13 protein-coding genes and 1 tRNA gene are annotated in these 14,664 nt (G+C 60.7%); 12 read left to right on the top strand and 2 right to left on the bottom strand.

Translation table 11 applies throughout. The features are described 5' to 3' along the window. Positions 1-116: 116 nt before the first annotated feature. Together EV664_RS12710 and aroA are read right to left on the bottom strand one after the other, a co-directional pair. A complete protein-coding gene (locus EV664_RS12710; protein WP_133496108.1) occupies positions 117-761 on the bottom strand; it encodes a (d)CMP kinase in 645 nt (214 codons plus the stop codon). Next, positions 758-2,104 carry a 3-phosphoshikimate 1-carboxyvinyltransferase gene (gene aroA / locus EV664_RS12705; protein ID WP_133496107.1) on the bottom strand — a complete coding sequence of 449 codons (1,347 nt, stop codon included), beginning with the start codon at positions 2,102-2,104 and terminating at the stop codon, positions 758-760. The genes EV664_RS12710 and aroA overlap by 4 nt, the downstream gene beginning before the upstream one ends. A gap of 104 nt (positions 2,105-2,208) precedes the next feature. On the opposite strand from aroA, the gene EV664_RS12700 reads away from it, so the two are divergent. From EV664_RS12700 to EV664_RS12645, 12 genes are all read left to right on the top strand, one after another. Continuing rightward, entirely contained in the window at positions 2,209-2,526 is a 318-nt protein-coding gene (locus EV664_RS12700) for an FYDLN acid domain-containing protein (protein ID WP_133496106.1), read from the top strand. Positions 2,527-2,608: 82 nt separating this feature from the next. Further along, positions 2,609-2,684 (top strand) — tRNA-Ala (locus tag EV664_RS12695). Positions 2,685-3,355: 671 nt separating this feature from the next. Further along, positions 3,356-4,387 (top strand): acyltransferase family protein, encoded by a 1,032-nt coding sequence (locus tag EV664_RS12690; RefSeq protein ID WP_133496105.1) that lies wholly within the window; start codon positions 3,356-3,358, stop codon positions 4,385-4,387. Positions 4,388-4,984: 597 nt separating this feature from the next. Next, positions 4,985-6,511 carry an acyl-CoA carboxylase subunit beta gene (locus tag EV664_RS12685; protein ID WP_133496104.1) on the top strand — a complete coding sequence of 509 codons (1,527 nt, stop codon included), beginning with the start codon at positions 4,985-4,987 and terminating at the stop codon, positions 6,509-6,511. 223 nt (positions 6,512-6,734) lie between these two features. After that, positions 6,735-7,172, top strand: a complete 438-nt coding sequence (gene mce, locus EV664_RS12680; protein WP_133496103.1) for a methylmalonyl-CoA epimerase — start codon at positions 6,735-6,737, stop codon at positions 7,170-7,172. A 248-nt stretch (positions 7,173-7,420) separates the two neighbouring features. Beyond that, positions 7,421-8,044 (top strand): hypothetical protein, encoded by a 624-nt coding sequence (locus EV664_RS12675; protein ID WP_133496102.1) that lies wholly within the window; start codon positions 7,421-7,423, stop codon positions 8,042-8,044. 23 nt (positions 8,045-8,067) lie between these two features. Further along, complete coding sequence (scpA, locus tag EV664_RS12670) at positions 8,068-10,212, top strand: methylmalonyl-CoA mutase (protein WP_133496101.1); 2,145 nt, start codon at positions 8,068-8,070, stop codon at positions 10,210-10,212. Then, positions 10,209-10,565 carry a hypothetical protein gene (locus EV664_RS12665; protein ID WP_133496100.1) on the top strand — a complete coding sequence of 119 codons (357 nt, stop codon included), beginning with the start codon at positions 10,209-10,211 and terminating at the stop codon, positions 10,563-10,565. Before scpA ends, EV664_RS12665 begins: the two co-directional genes overlap by 4 nt. Then, on the top strand, positions 10,562-11,578 hold the full coding sequence (bioB, locus tag EV664_RS12660; protein ID WP_133496099.1) for a biotin synthase BioB: 1,017 nt from the start codon (positions 10,562-10,564) through the stop codon (positions 11,576-11,578). The genes EV664_RS12665 and bioB overlap by 4 nt, the downstream gene beginning before the upstream one ends. A gap of 127 nt (positions 11,579-11,705) precedes the next feature. Next, positions 11,706-11,927 (top strand): hypothetical protein, encoded by a 222-nt coding sequence (locus tag EV664_RS12655; RefSeq protein WP_133496098.1) that lies wholly within the window; start codon positions 11,706-11,708, stop codon positions 11,925-11,927. 83 nt (positions 11,928-12,010) lie between these two features. Beyond that, entirely contained in the window at positions 12,011-12,397 is a 387-nt protein-coding gene (locus EV664_RS12650; RefSeq protein ID WP_133496097.1) for a lysozyme inhibitor LprI family protein, read from the top strand. A 12-nt stretch (positions 12,398-12,409) separates the two neighbouring features. Further along, positions 12,410-14,437 (top strand): acetyl-CoA carboxylase biotin carboxylase subunit, encoded by a 2,028-nt coding sequence (locus EV664_RS12645; RefSeq protein WP_133496096.1) that lies wholly within the window; start codon positions 12,410-12,412, stop codon positions 14,435-14,437. The last annotated feature ends 227 nt before the right edge of the window (positions 14,438-14,664 follow it).

The following is a 14,664-nucleotide window of genomic DNA, read 5'->3' as shown; positions in this document are numbered from 1 at the left end:
GTCAAATGCGAAAAGGGCGCGTGAGGAATTCCTCCGCGCCGACCTCCACAAGCATCGGCTTGCAGGACCCGCGCGCATTAGCGGAATAGCGGTTAAAAGGCAAGCGGCGGGCGCGCTTATCCCCTGCCTGTCGCGCTCGCCGCTGCGAGCCGGGTATCGACCAGACTGATCGCGCGCTGCACCGCCGCCTCGATCGACAGAAAGCTGGTGTCGAGCGCCAGGGCATCGTCGGCCTGACGCAGCGGTGCCTGCGTGCGCCGCGCATCGCGATCATCGCGCGCGCGAATATCCGCGAGCACGCGATCGAGGCTGACATTCTGCCCCGCCTTGCGCAATTCGGCATGGCGGCGCTGGGCGCGGATGGTGGGCGTCGCCTTCACGAACAGCTTCACATCGGCATCGGGCGCAATCACCGTGCCGATGTCGCGCCCGTCGAGTACCGCGCCCCCCGGTTGCTGCGCGAACCGGCGCTGCCGCTGGAGCAGCGCCGCGCGGACCAGCGGATGTGCCGAGACAACCGATGCCACCTTGCCGATATCGTCGGTGCGCAGCTGCGGATCGTCGAGCAGCGAATCGGGAAAGCCGCACGACGCGACCGCATCAGCTTCTTTCTCCGGATCGAGTTCCTCGCGGAGCACGGTTGCCGCCACCGCACGATAGAGCAGCCCGGTATCGAGATGCGGCAGGCCGTAATGCCGCGCCAGCGCGCGTGCGATCGTTCCTTTGCCCGACGCTGCGGGTCCGTCCACGGCGATGATCATTGCGTCACCCAATGTGCTTCGGCACCCAGCGCTATGGCGGTGTCGGTAAAATCGGGATAGCTGGTCGCGATCGGACGGGCATCGTCGACCACGATCGGCTTTCCGGCGTGAAGCGACGCGATGCCCATGCTCATCGCGATCCGATGGTCGAGCAGGCTTGCGATCCGCGCGCCGCCCGGCAGCGGGTCGCCCCCAGTGCCGGTAACGGCAAGCCCGTCCTCAAATTCCTCGATTTCCACGCCGCATGCGCCGAGCGCGGCGGCCATCGCGGCGATCCGGTCCGATTCCTTGACGCGCAGCTCGTGCGCGCCGCGCGCCACCGTGCGACCGCTCGCGAACGCCGCGGCGACGAACAGCGCGGGATATTCATCGATCATGCTGGGGGCGAGATCATGCGGCACCTCGATCGCCGACAAGGGTGCATGCCGCACGCGAAGGTCAGCGACCGGCTCGCCGCCCGCTTCGCGCGTATCCTGTTCGACGATATCGGCACCCATCGCCCGGAGCGCGGTCGCGATCCCGGAGCGAGTCGGGTTCAGTCCGACATTGCGGATCACAATGTCCGATCCGGGAACGATCGATGCCGCCACCATCCAGAAAGCGGCCGAGGAAGGATCACCCGGCACCACGATCTGCTGCGGGCGAAGCTCGGCCTCACCGCGAATCGAGATCACCCGGCCCTGATCGCTCGGCTCGACGCTGATATCAGTACCGAATCCGGTGAGCATCCGCTCGCTATGGTCGCGAGTGAGCACGGGTTCGATCACGCGGGTAATGCCCGGCGTGTTGAGCCCGGCGAGCAATATCGCCGATTTCACCTGCGCCGATGCGACCGGCAGCGTATAAGTGATGGGCACTGCCGGGCTGATCCCGCGCAGGGTGAGCGGCAGGCGCCCGCCGGGGCTCGCGGTGAAATCGGCTCCCATAGTTGATAGCGGCTCGATCACCCGCGCCATCGGGCGTCTGGAGAGCGACGCATCGCCGATAAAGGTCGCCGTGATGGCATGGCTGGCGATCAGCCCCATCAGCAGCCGGGTGGAGGTGCCCGAATTCCCCATGTCGAGTGCGGTTTCGGGTTGCAACAGGCCGCCGACGCCAACGCCGCTGACGCGCCATTCGCCCGGTCCGCTGCGCGTCACCGTGCATCCCATCGCGCGCATGGCAGCGGCGGTGGCGAGCACGTCCTCACCCTCCAGCAGGCCGGTAATATGGGTTTCGCCGACGGCGAGACCGCCGAACATCAGCGATCGATGGCTGATCGATTTGTCGCCGGGAACGGTCAGCGAACCGGTAAGCGGTCCGGGGGCGGAAAGGGTCAGCGGGCGGGGTTCGGATCTATTCATTGGCGCGCGGCTTTTGACAGCGCCCTTGCGCTATGGCAAGGCGCGCGCCACTTTCCCGGGTTCGAACCCGATTTCCTGTTAGCTTGAAAGGCGAAAGGCGGCACATGGTGAAGCCGGAATGGGGCACGAAACGTACGTGTCCGAAATGCGCAACGCGATTTTACGACCTGGAAAAGGACGATCCCGTAACCTGCATCGAATGCGGTTATGCGTGGGAGCCGGAACCGATTCTGAAGTCCAAACAGCCGCTCCCCTTCGATTCGGCCAAGACCGATAAGGAGAAGGAAAAGGACGAGGATAAGGATCTGGACGATGAGGATCTGAACATCGATGACGATGATGAGGATGCTGTCGACGACGACGATCTGGGCGGCGACGACGATCTGGGCGTCAACACGTCCGATGACAAAGACGAAAATTAATTCGTAAAATTTCGCGATCCACCGTCGATCGCGCTTGCAATCCCGGCGACGCCTTTGTAAAGGCGTCGCCTCCCAAGGGAATGGGGCCTTAGCTCAGCTGGGAGAGCGCTACAATGGCATTGTAGAGGTCAGCGGTTCGATCCCGCTAGGCTCCACCATCCCCTCTTCAGATTGAACGCGACATGGCGAGCGCCTCCCACCGGGCTGGTGAGTGGCTGAGGCCGTTCCTGGCTTGTTGCAATGGCTTTGGTCATGGCGGGCGATCCGCTCGTTTTTACCCGCCAGATAAAGCCACATGCACAGGGGCCCGCGCGGTAACGCCGCGTTTTCGCATGTCGATGGGTAGGCGCCCCCTGCGAGTTCCCTATCAGCGCCAGGCACGATCCGGATGATATGTGCGTGAACGGTTGGCTTGGCTGCAGCGCAGCGATTTTTCCGGCACGCTTTTTTCGCCACCGTTATCGTCCGGCAAATAATCGATCGCAGATCTGTAATCTGTTTAGGTCATGTCGTGCGCAAGCCGCGCGGCGCTTCGGTCGTGTGGAGCGTCCGGATCAATCGGCGTTCGGCTGAACCGTTTTCCGATACGGGCCGGCGCATATCCGCTGTTCAGTCTGGCCGAATATGGGACAAAGGGATAGTGGAACTTAATGCCGGATCGTTGAAGACACACACGAGCACAAGTATATCCTTGAAAATCCGCCCTCATAGCGAATTGTCCGGTTGAATATCGGGCTATCGCTTCATGGGCTTCGCCTAAGATACTGTTTATTTTGGAATTCTCCAGTACCGCAAGTGCGTGCAGAGCTTTATCGCCAAGGGGGGGGTGATGAATAAAATCATTGGTTTGCAATATCTTCGTGCGATAGCGGTCTTGGGGGTTGTCGCATTTCACGCTGCCGGTCGGGTAGGAATCGATCTTGTCATCGGCGAGGCGGGCGTGGATATTTTCTTTGTGCTCAGCGGCTTCCTGATGGTTGCTATCACGAACGAAAAAACGCTGCCCGCGAAGTTCATTCTGGACCGTTTCCGCCGTATTGCGCCTTCTTATTGGGCTGCGACTGTGGCGATGGTGCTCGGTGCTCTTATCGGCATGTTTCCGCGTGCGAAAATTGAAGCAGGGCATATTCTTGCTTCGTTTTTATTCATTCCGGCGGTGTCGCCGAGCCTCGGAAAGATTTATCCGATTCTGGTTCAGGGCTGGACGCTGAATTACGAGATATTCTTTTACCTTTTGTTCTCGCTCGTCCTGTTTATCCGGTTGGAGAGAATACGGGTATTTGTTCTTGCGGCGATGCTGACAAGTCTGGTGTTGGCGGGGCTGGTCAGCCAGAACCATGGGACGCTGGTGACATTCTATACGAACCCCATATTGCTGGAGTTTCTCGCCGGCGCGCTGCTGGGCTCGGTATGGAAGACCCGGGAAAGCTTTCCGGCGTGGATGGGATTTCCGTTCTGCTTTCTGGCGGGGTTTCTGTTCATTCTTGTCGAATTTTTGAACGTCGAGGCGACCAGGATTCTGATTTTCGGTGTTCCCTCGCTATTGCTGGTCGCGGGAACACTGGTAATCGAGAAAAAATACGGCGTGCGGCGTTATTTTATTCCGTTGCTCATCGGCGATGCAAGTTACTCCATTTACCTATGGCATACGTTCGCGTTGTCGATAGCTTTGAAAATAGGGCAAATGCTCAGGCTTGAGTCCGTCAGCATTGTAATTTTCGCAACAGCGGCAGGTGTCTTCGCTGGAATTCTTGCATATTGGTGGGTTGAGAAACCGCTTCACCGCTTTGTAAGCAAGCGAAGGTTTACGAAAGAGATTCCGAATTTCGAATCTCCTGAGAAGCAGGGGCAGATGTCTTAAATCTCTGCCCTCCCGCTTTCATGATCTCCGGGCCGCGGCATGATGACGGTGTCGCGTCCATTGGGACAGGCGGCGTTTGACCGGCGCTGCTCATCCGGGGGGCACCAAAGAAGGGGCCCGCATGAGGTGCATTGGTGGTGCCGTGATTCCGGCTATCGTTCGCGCGTTCTGAACCGGCGAGGGCGCGCGATCGTCCTCGCCGCCTCGCCCCCCCCCCGGACGCATTGCTGTAAGGTGGCGGATCTATTATTTCAGGGCGTTGCAGCCGTTCACCGGATCAGCAACACCAGCAATGCAATGATTGCGGCTGCGCTGAGCGACAGCATCATCAAAAATGCAAATGGGCACTTTCGAACGTCCGAATCGAGTCGTTCCATAATATCCACTCCTAACCCGACCGCTTGCCTGTCTCTGCCGGACAGGGCCGTTTCGCGGTCGGGTTACAAAAATACGCCTTTTTTGGGGGAATCGCAAGAAAGTGCCGGATCTCCGTGGTTGTACGGAGGTTCCTGAGCAGAGCGCCTGCGCGATTTGCTTTTCGCGCGAAAGCTTGGGAGTGACAGGCAACGCGAAGCAATCAACAAAGGTGGGAGCCGGATGCTCGAAATCGTCGAAGAACTGGAAAAGCGCCGCGCGGCTGCGCGCGCCGGTGGCGGGCAGAAGCGGATCGACCGGCAGCATGAAAAGGGTAAGCTGACCGCGCGTGAGCGGATCGAGGTGCTGCTCGATGCCGGAAGTTTCGAAGAATATGACATGTTCGTCGAACATAATTGCGTCGATTTCGGCATGGACGAGCAAAAGGTGCCCGGCGACGGCGTGGTGACCGGGTCGGGCACGATCAATGGCCGCCTCGTTTATGTCTTCAGTCAGGACTTTACCGTGTTTGGCGGCGCGCTTTCCGAACGCCATGCGCAAAAAATCTGCAAGGTGATGGACATGGCGATGAAGGTCGGGGCACCGGTCATCGGCCTCAACGATTCGGGCGGCGCGCGCATTCAGGAGGGCGTTGCTTCGCTGGCCGGCTATGCCGAGGTGTTTCAGCGCAATGTGCTGGCATCGGGTGTGGTGCCGCAGCTCAGCCTCATCATGGGGCCGTGCGCGGGCGGCGCGGTGTACAGCCCGGCGATGACCGACTTCATCTTCATGGTGAAGGATTCGAGCTACATGTTCGTCACCGGCCCCGATGTGGTGAAGACCGTGACGAATGAGGTCGTCACGCAGGAAGAGCTGGGCGGCGCGATCACGCACACGACCAAATCCTCGGTCGCCGATGTCGCATTCGAAAATGATATCGAAACGCTGCTCGCCGCGCGTGACTTCATCGACTTTCTGCCTGCGAGCAATCGCGAAGAGGTTCCCGAACGGCCATGCACCGATCCGTGGGACCGGATCGAGCACAGCCTCGACACGATCATCCCGCCCAATGCGAACCAGCCGTACGACATGCATGAGCTGATCCGCAAAACGGTGGATGAGGGCGATTTCTTTGAAATTCAGCCCGCCCATGCGCCGAATATTCTTTGCGGCTTTGCCCGGATCGAGGGGCGAACCGTTGGTATCGTCGCCAATCAGCCGATGGTGCTGGCCGGCGTTCTCGACATCAATTCATCGAAAAAGGCCGGGCGCTTCGTCCGGTTCTGCGACGCATTCAACATTCCGATCGTGACGTTCGTCGACGTTCCGGGCTTTCTGCCGGGTGTGGGACAGGAGCATAACGGCATCATCAAACATGGCGCGAAGCTGCTCTTCGCTTATGCCGAGGCGACGGTGCCCAAGATCACGATCATCACGAGGAAGGCCTATGGCGGCGCCTATGACGTGATGGCGTCGAAGCATCTGCGCGGCGACCTCAACTATGCCTGGCCGACCGCAGAGATTGCGGTGATGGGTGCCAAGGGCGCGGTCGAGATTATCTTTCGCGGGAAAACGCCTGAGGAGATCGCGGAAAAGACAGCGGAATATGAAGCGCGCTTCGCCAACCCGTTTGTCGCCGCGAGCAAGGGCTTTATCGACGAGGTGATCCAGCCACACTCGACGCGCCGCCGGATTGCGCTGGGATTGCGAAAGCTGCGGAACAAGCAGCTGGAGAATCCGTGGAAGAAGCACGACAATATTCCGCTGTAATGGGTGTTGAGGCATTCGTAATCCCGTGGCTCGCGCTGATGCTTTCGGTGGCGACCGTTGGAGCGCTCTCGTTGGGGCGTAGGCTTTGGCAGGTGCTAGGAAGAACTGCGGCGGGTAAGGAGCAGTCTTCAAGGAGGTATTTCTGGCTAAAACAGGCAATAAAAATTGTGATCGTCCTTTTGGCTCTTAGCCAAGCCATAGGAATTCTTGAGAGAGGTTTGTGATGAAACTGGGCCGTCTCAACCATATCGGCGTCGCGACGCCGGACCTTGATGCCGCGATCGCGCATTATCGCGATGTGATGGGCGCGAGCGACATTACCGAGCCGTTCGTGCTCGAAAGCCAGAAGGTGCGCGTCGCCTTTGTGAACACGCCGGGCGAAAACGGCACGGCGGGAACGCAGATCGAGTTGCTCGAACCGACCGATCCCGACAGTGCGGTGGGCAAATGGCTGGCGAAGAACCCGCTCGGGGGGCAGCATCATATTTGCTACGAAGTGCCCGATATTCACGAGGCGAAAGCGTGGTTCGAAGCGCAGGGCAAGCGCGTGCTGGGCGAACCCCGGATCGGCGCGCATGGCACGATGATTTTCTTCGTCCACCCACAGGATATGGGCGGTCAGCTCACCGAAATCATGGAAACGCCGAAGGAGGCGCATTGAACATGCAGTATCCGCGTATCGACGATCCCGCGCATCGCCGTACTCCCGCGAAAGCGGGAGCCCGGAGCGGCTTTCGTACTCCCGCGAAAGCGGGAGTCCAGAGCGGTGCGGTGCGGCGTTCGCGGCTCTGGATTCCCGCTTTCGCGGGAATACGGGTAGGTTTGACGGCGGGATTGATTGCAGTCCTGGCCGCGTGCAATCCGGGATCGGAAAGCAACAGCACTGCGCCCGCGCCTGATAATGCGGCGATGACTAACGACACCGCGCCTGCAACCGGCAATCTCGACGCAGCGGTGCAGGCGGCGTTTGGCGACAACGCGACCTATGACGGGAAGAACGAGCATTATGTGCTCGACCATCACAAGTTGGTTCAAGCCCCGTTCGGCCCCGTGCTGGTCAGCGAAGGCACGGCGCAGGATGCCGCACACGCCTCCGCCGGGCTGATCTCCGCCATCTATCTGAAGCCTGAGGGCAGCAGCTACAGCGTTGTGAAACGCTATCCCGAAGCCATCGAAACCGGCAGTTTCGGGGAAGTCGGAAGCTGGAAAATCCGCGACGATCTGCTCGACCTTCCGGTGATCGAAGCGATTGGCGGCGGCACCTGGCAGGGCTATAGCTGCCAATATACCGATCTGGTCGAACTGACTGCTGACGGCCCGAAGACCGTCGCCCGTTTCCAGAGCGCGTATAGCAACAAGGGCGCGGTTACCGATGACGGGACCGATATTTCGGGCAGGATCGCTGATGTCGCGCCGGGTAAATCCTTCACCGTGAACTTCACCGGCAGTCGCAGTTTCGATGCGACCTACAAACTGGTGAACGGCAAATATGTGCTTCAGGGGGGTGAGGATAAGCAGCTCGACGCCTGCTGATCCGCACGCGATTGGACGAAATCATGACTGATAAGAAAATAACCGTGGATGACTGGCAGGCAGCCGCTTCGAAGGAGACGAAGGGGGCTGATCTCACTTGGCGCACGCCGGAGGGGATCGACGTAAAGCCGCTTTATACGAAGGCGGATACCGAAGGGTGGGACGAAGGACTGCCCGGCTTCCCGCCCTATACGCGCGGACCCTATGCCAGCATGTATACCGGGCGTCCGTGGACGATCCGCCAATATGCGGGCTTTTCCACGGCAGAGGAATCGAACGCTTTCTATCGCCGCAATCTGGCTGCGGGGCAGAAGGGGCTGTCGGTCGCCTTCGACCTTGCCACGCATCGCGGCTATGACAGCGACCATCCGCGCGTCACCGGCGATGTGGGCAAGGCGGGCGTCGCCATCGACAGCGTCGAGGATATGAAAATCCTGTTCGACCAAATCCCGCTCGATAAAATGAGCGTGTCGATGACGATGAACGGCGCGGTGATCCCGTGCCTTGCCTTCTACATCATCGCGGCGGAAGAGCAGGGCGTTGCGCCCGAAAAACTGTCCGGAACCATTCAGAACGACATTCTGAAGGAGTTCATGGTCCGCAACACCTATATCTATCCGCCGCAGCCGAGCATGCGGATCATCTCCGACATCTTCGCTTATACGGCGGAAAAGATGCCGCGTTTCAATTCGATATCGATCTCCGGCTATCACATGCAGGAGGCAGGCGCGACGCAGGTGCAGGAGCTTGCCTTCACCATCGCCGACGGCATCGAATATGTGAAATATGGCGTCGCTTCGGGCCTCGATATCGACAAGTTCGCAGGGCGGCTGAGCTTCTTTTTTGCGATCGGCATGAACTTCTTCATGGAAGTGTCGAAGCTGCGCGCCGCGCGGACGCTGTGGTACAATGCCATGACGAAGCTGGGCGCCAAGTCCGACCGGTCTAAGATGCTGCGCACCCATTGCCAGACGAGCGGCGTGAGCCTGACCGAGCAGGACGTTTATAACAACGTCATCCGCACCACGATCGAGGCGATGGCGGCGATGCTGGGCGGCACTCAGTCGCTGCACACCAACGCGCTCGATGAAGCGATTGCGCTGCCCACCGATTTCTCTGCCCGCATTGCCCGCAACACCCAGATCATCCTTCAGGAAGAGACGGGGATGACCAATACGGTCGATCCGCTCGGCGGCAGCTATTATGTCGAGGCGCTGACGAAGGAGCTGGTCGACAAGGCGCAGGAGATTATCGACCGGGTCGAGGATGAGGGCGGCATGGCAAAGGCGGTCGCCGCCGGCTGGCCCAAGGCGATGATCGAGGAGGCGAGCGCCGCGCGTGCAGCCCGCGTCGATCGCGGCGAGGATACCATCGTCGGCGTCAACAAATTCCGGCCCGAGACGGAGGAGGAGATCGAAATCCTCGACGTCGATAATCACAAGGTGCGACAGAGCCAGATTGCGCGGCTCGAAAAGCTCCGGGCGAACCGTGACGAGGCGAAATGTCAGGCCGCGCTCGATGCGCTGCGGGACGGCGCGCGCGGCGACGGCAATCTGCTCGCGCTGGCGGTCGATGCTGCGCGCGAACGCGCATCGCTGGGCGAGATCAGCCTGGCGATGGAGGATGTGTTCGGCCGCTACGACACCATGCCGACGCCGGTGAAGGGCGTGTATGGCGGTGCCTATGGCAGCGACCGCAAATGGGAAGCGCTGAAAGAAGGCGTCTCCGCGACCGAGCGGCGGCTGGGGCGCAAACCGCGTATGCTCGTCGCCAAAATGGGACAGGACGGGCATGATCGCGGCGCGAATCTCGTGTCTTCAGCGTTCGGCGATCTCGGTTTCGACGTGACTGCGGGGCCGCTGTTCCAGACGCCGGAGGAAGCGGTAGAACTGGCGCTCGAGCGCGATGTCGATGTGATCGGCGCGTCGAGCCTTGCCGCCGGGCACAAGACGCTGATCCCGCAGCTTATCGATTTGCTCAAAGAAAAGAACCGCAGCGATATCAAGGTGATTGCGGGCGGGGTGATCCCGTCCAAAGATTATCAGTTCCTGCGCGATGCGGGTGTGCAGGCCATTTTCGGTCCCGGCACCAATCTGGTGAAAGCGGCCGAGGAAGTGCTACGCCTGCTCGGGCACAATATGCCCCCACGCGAAGAGGCCGCCGAATGATAAGCGAGGATGGAGAAGGGCCGCTCGCCCCGCATGGCAATGCAACCGATGCGCTTCTCTATGATTATTTCAAATATCTGACCTCGCTTTGCGTGCTTTCGCTGGGCGGCGTGCTGGCGCTGTCCGAAAAAGTGCCCGCCGCCGGACGCGGCAAGGAATTGCTGATCGGCGCAGTGATCGTCATCGGCTGTTCTGCATTGCTTTCGTTTAGCGGGACCGGCGAACTGGTGCGCGAACGCGCGCCAGATGCGCCGCGCCGCTCGCTCAATTTTTACCGTGTGACCGCGCCATTTTTGCTCTGCTTCGGCGTGGGCATGTTCGTTTACCTATTTATCCGGACCCTATTTGCATGACCCGTACCGACTGGACCCGCGAAGAGATCGCCGAACTGTTCGACCTTCCGTTCACCGAATTGCTGTTCCGCGCTGCCACGGTGCACCGCGAACATCATTCGGCGGACGAGGTGCAGCTTTGCACGTTACTGTCGATCAAAACCGGCGGCTGCCCCGAAGATTGCGGTTATTGTTCGCAATCCGCCCATGCCGATAGCGGTGTGAAGGCGACCAAGCTGATGGACGTGCGGCAAGTGCTGCAATCGGCAGCGCAGGCAAAGGATGCGGGGTCGAAGCGCTTCTGCATGGGCGCGGCATGGCGCAACCCCAAGGAGCGCGACATGCCCGCGATCGTCGAGATCGTGGAAGGCGTGCGCGCAATGGGCATGGAAACCTGCATGACGCTGGGCATGCTGACGCCGGCACAGGCGGCGCAGCTGAAGGAAGCGGGCCTCGATTATTACAACCACAATATCGACACCGCGCCCGAAAATTACGCCAACGTCATCTCGACGCGCAGCTTTGAGGAGCGGCTGGAAACGCTCGACAATGTGCGGCAGGCGGGGATCAATGTCTGTTCGGGCGGGATCGTCGGGATGGGCGAGACGCGTAGTGACCGCGTCGGCTTCGTCCATGCGCTTGCGACGCTTGAACGCCATCCCGAAAGCGTGCCGGTTAACGCGCTGGTCCCGGTAAAGGGCACGCCGCTGGGCGATATGCTCGCCGACACGCCGATGGCGAAAATCGACGATATCGAATTCGTCCGCACGATCGCGGTCGCGCGCATCACCATGCCGCTGAGCATGGTGCGTCTGAGCGCCGGGCGTGAGAGCATGAGTGAGGCGACACAGGCGCTGTGCTTCATGGCGGGCGCGAATTCGATCTTCACCGGCGACAAGCTGCTCACCGCCGCCAATGCCGGCGACAATGCCGATGCCGCGCTGTTCGCCAAGCTGGGGCTGAAGCCGATGGAAAGCGAAGAGCCGATGCGCAGCGGTTGCGGCTGCGCGCCGCAGGTCGAGGCGGCGGAGTGATTTTTCCTCGTCTTCGCCACCCCGGCCTTGTGCCGGGGGCCACAGAGCCGCGGGCCTGCCCGCCTGATGAAGAGTGGATGCCGGAACAAGTCCGGCATGACGAAGGATTGACCGAGATAACATCCAGATGAGCTGGGGCCGTTACATTCTTCTCAAGACAGTGGTCGGGTTTGGCCTGTTCATAGTCTCCGTAATGCCGATATTTTTCCTCGTTGGATTGGTTGGTTCGCAAATGCCCAAGGCTGCAGGAATGGTCGCATTCGCTTTGGTCGCGTTAGTTTGGCTGATCGCAATGCTTCTCGGCACTGAAATTATCACCGAAAAAGTTACCAAACGCTGGAGCCGCTAATGTTCAAAAAATACCGATCGCCAATCGCGGACAGATTGCCCGCCGGGTGATGCGCGCAGAGGCGGCGGAATAGGAGATTTGCGATGCTGATATTGGCGATGATGGCGCTGGCTGCGCAGAGTGCGCCGGCCTGCGACGATGCGAAGACGCAGGCGGACATGAGCCGCTGTTCCGTGCAGGCCTATCAGGCGGCGGATGCAACACTGAATGCGCAGTGGAAGACGACTTACGCTTTCATGAAGGCGCGGGATGCGAGCGCGCCTGCCGATGACGCGCGTCCGGGCTACGCGCCTGCATTGCTCGAATCGCAGCGCGACTGGTTGAAATATCGCGATTCGCAATGCCGCGTTGAAGGCTATGTCGCGCGTGGCGGCAGCATGGAACCGATGCTGGTTTCGGGCTGCAAAGCGGAGCTGACCCGCGAGCGCATCAAGCAACTGCGCGACCTTCAACAAACCATGACGATGTAAGGCTGGAGCTGGATGTTCAAAAAAATACTGATCGCCAATCGCGGTGAAATCGCCTGTCGGGTGATGCGCACGGCGAAGAAGATGGGGATCGCCACCGTTGCGGTCTATTCGGATGCCGATGCGCGCTCACCCCATGTGCTGATGGCGGATGAGGCTGTTCGGCTTGGGCCGGCACCGGCGTCCGAAAGCTATCTGAAGGCCGAGCTGATCCTCGATGCCGCCAAGGCCACCGGCGTGGATGCGATCCATCCGGGATACGGTTTCCTGTCGGAGCGTGAGAGCTTTGCCAGGGCGTGCGCCGATGCTGGCGTTGCGTTTATCGGCCCGCCGCCGAACGCCATCGCGGCGATGGGCGACAAGATCGAATCGAAGAAGCTGGCGCGCGAGGCAGGGGTGAATGTCGTCCCCGGTTTCGTCGGCGAAATCCGCGATACCGAACATGCCGTCGAAATTTCGAACGATATCGGCTATCCGGTGATGATGAAGGCGTCGGCAGGCGGCGGCGGCAAGGGGATGCGGCTCGCCTGGTCCGAAAAGGATGTCCGCGAAGGTTTCGAGGCGACCAAGCGCGAAGGGCTGGCCAGCTTCGGCGACGACCGCGTCTTCATTGAGAAATTCATCGAAAGCCCGCGCCATATCGAAATTCAGGTGCTCGCCGACAAGCATGGCAACACGCTGTACCTCAACGAACGCGAATGCTCGATTCAGCGCCGCCATCAGAAGGTGGTCGAGGAAGCGCCGTCGCCCTTCGTCGATGACGCCATGCGCCGCAAGATGGGCGAGCAGGCGGTCGCACTGGCGCAGGCGGTCGGCTATTACAGCGCGGGCACGGTCGAACTGATCGTGTCGGGTGCCGATACGACAGGCGAGAGCTTCTACTTCCTTGAAATGAACACGCGGCTTCAGGTCGAACATCCGGTGACCGAGGCGATTACCGGGATCGATCTGGTCGAACAGATGATCCGCGTCGCTTATGGCGAAAAGCTGCCGTTCACGCAGGACGATATCCAGATCAACGGCTGGGCGATCGAAAACCGCGTCTATGCCGAGGACCCGTATCGCAACTTCCTGCCCTCGACCGGGCGGCTGGTTCGCTATCGTACGCCGGACGCGGCTGCGCATCAGCAGCCGGTGGAGAATACCGACAGCGCCTATATCCGCGTCGATGACGGCGTGGCCGAGGGCGGTGAGGTCAGCATGTTCTATGACCCGATGATCGCCAAGCTGGTCACCTGGGCACCGACGCGGGAGGAAGCGATCGACGCGCAGATCGGCGCGCTCGACCGGTTCGAACTGGAGGGGCTGGGCAATAATGTCGACTTCCTCTCTGCCGTCATGCAGCATCAGCGGTTCCGCGACGGCAATTTGTCGACCGGGTTCATTGCCGAGGAATATCCCGAAGGTTTTCAGGGCGCGCCTGCGGATGCTGAACTGACCGAACGGCTGGCGGCGCTGGCCGGGCTGCTCGCCAGTATCGAAACCGCGCGAAACGGCATGATCGACGGGCAATTATCGCCACGGCTGGACGAAACGCTCACCCGGCGGGACTGGGTGGTGCGGATCGACGGCAGCGACCATCAGGTCGCGGTGAAGGACGGCGCGGTCGAGGTCGGTGGCAAACCGTTCGACATCGATGCCGACTGGCTGCCGGGGCGCAAGCTGGTCGAGGCGAAGTTCGGGGACGACGTGCTCGCCGTGCGTGTCGATCGTCGCCGCACCGACTGGCGGCTGACGACCCGCGGGGCCAGCCACAGCGTTCGCGTGCTGTCGCTGCGTATCGCCGAGCTTGCCGGGCATATGATCGAAAAGGAAGCGCCTGACCTTTCCAAACTGCTGCTGTGCCCGATGCCGGGCCTCGTCACCCGGATCGAGGTAGCGCAAGGCGACACGGTCGAGGCGGGCCAGCCGCTTGCCGTGGTTGAGGCGATGAAGATGGAAAACATCCTTCGCGCCGAAAAGACCGCCGTGGTGAAGTCGATCAACGCAGCGCCGGGCGACAGTCTGGCCGTTGATGCGGTCATCATGGAATTTGAGGACTGAGACACCGGCTGTCCGAGATAGCCGCCGGACCATATAAAGGGGCGTCGCCATTGTGGCGGCGCCCTTTATTGTCACCACCTCCCGCGTCCCGTGGCGGGACTGGCCCTGCGAAGTCGGGCATGGCGGCACTGGTGGTCTGAGCCCGTAGTTTCTACCATTTACGAGTAGAGCCTTGGGCCGTTTTGATGCCCTTCACTGGGCGTGATGGCAACAACCGTATTGGGGGC

The sequence above is a fragment of the Stakelama pacifica genome, from assembly GCF_004361835.1.
Lineage (GTDB): Bacteria > Pseudomonadota > Alphaproteobacteria > Sphingomonadales > Sphingomonadaceae > Sphingomonas > Sphingomonas pacifica.
Note: the sequence above shows the minus strand (reverse complement) of the source record. Positions and strands in the feature narration are given on the sequence as shown.

Bases quoted from the DNA above. Each gene is read 5' to 3' on its own strand.
- EV664_RS12710 (WP_133496108.1), bottom strand. From the start codon at position 761: ATGATCATCGCCGTGGACGGACCCGCAGCGTCGGGCAAAGGAACGATC.
- aroA (WP_133496107.1), bottom strand. From the start codon at position 2,104: ATGAATAGATCCGAACCCCGCCCGCTGACCCTTTCCGCCCCCGGACCG.
- EV664_RS12700 (WP_133496106.1), top strand. From the start codon at position 2,209: ATGGTGAAGCCGGAATGGGGCACGAAACGTACGTGTCCGAAATGCGCA.
- EV664_RS12690 (WP_133496105.1), top strand. From the start codon at position 3,356: ATGAATAAAATCATTGGTTTGCAATATCTTCGTGCGATAGCGGTCTTG.
- EV664_RS12685 (WP_133496104.1), top strand. From the start codon at position 4,985: ATGCTCGAAATCGTCGAAGAACTGGAAAAGCGCCGCGCGGCTGCGCGC.
- mce (WP_133496103.1), top strand. From the start codon at position 6,735: ATGAAACTGGGCCGTCTCAACCATATCGGCGTCGCGACGCCGGACCTT.
- EV664_RS12675 (WP_133496102.1), top strand. From the start codon at position 7,421: ATGACTAACGACACCGCGCCTGCAACCGGCAATCTCGACGCAGCGGTG.
- scpA (WP_133496101.1), top strand. From the start codon at position 8,068: ATGACTGATAAGAAAATAACCGTGGATGACTGGCAGGCAGCCGCTTCG.
- EV664_RS12665 (WP_133496100.1), top strand. From the start codon at position 10,209: ATGATAAGCGAGGATGGAGAAGGGCCGCTCGCCCCGCATGGCAATGCA.
- bioB (WP_133496099.1), top strand. From the start codon at position 10,562: ATGACCCGTACCGACTGGACCCGCGAAGAGATCGCCGAACTGTTCGAC.
- EV664_RS12655 (WP_133496098.1), top strand. From the start codon at position 11,706: ATGAGCTGGGGCCGTTACATTCTTCTCAAGACAGTGGTCGGGTTTGGC.
- EV664_RS12650 (WP_133496097.1), top strand. From the start codon at position 12,011: ATGCTGATATTGGCGATGATGGCGCTGGCTGCGCAGAGTGCGCCGGCC.
- EV664_RS12645 (WP_133496096.1), top strand. From the start codon at position 12,410: ATGTTCAAAAAAATACTGATCGCCAATCGCGGTGAAATCGCCTGTCGG.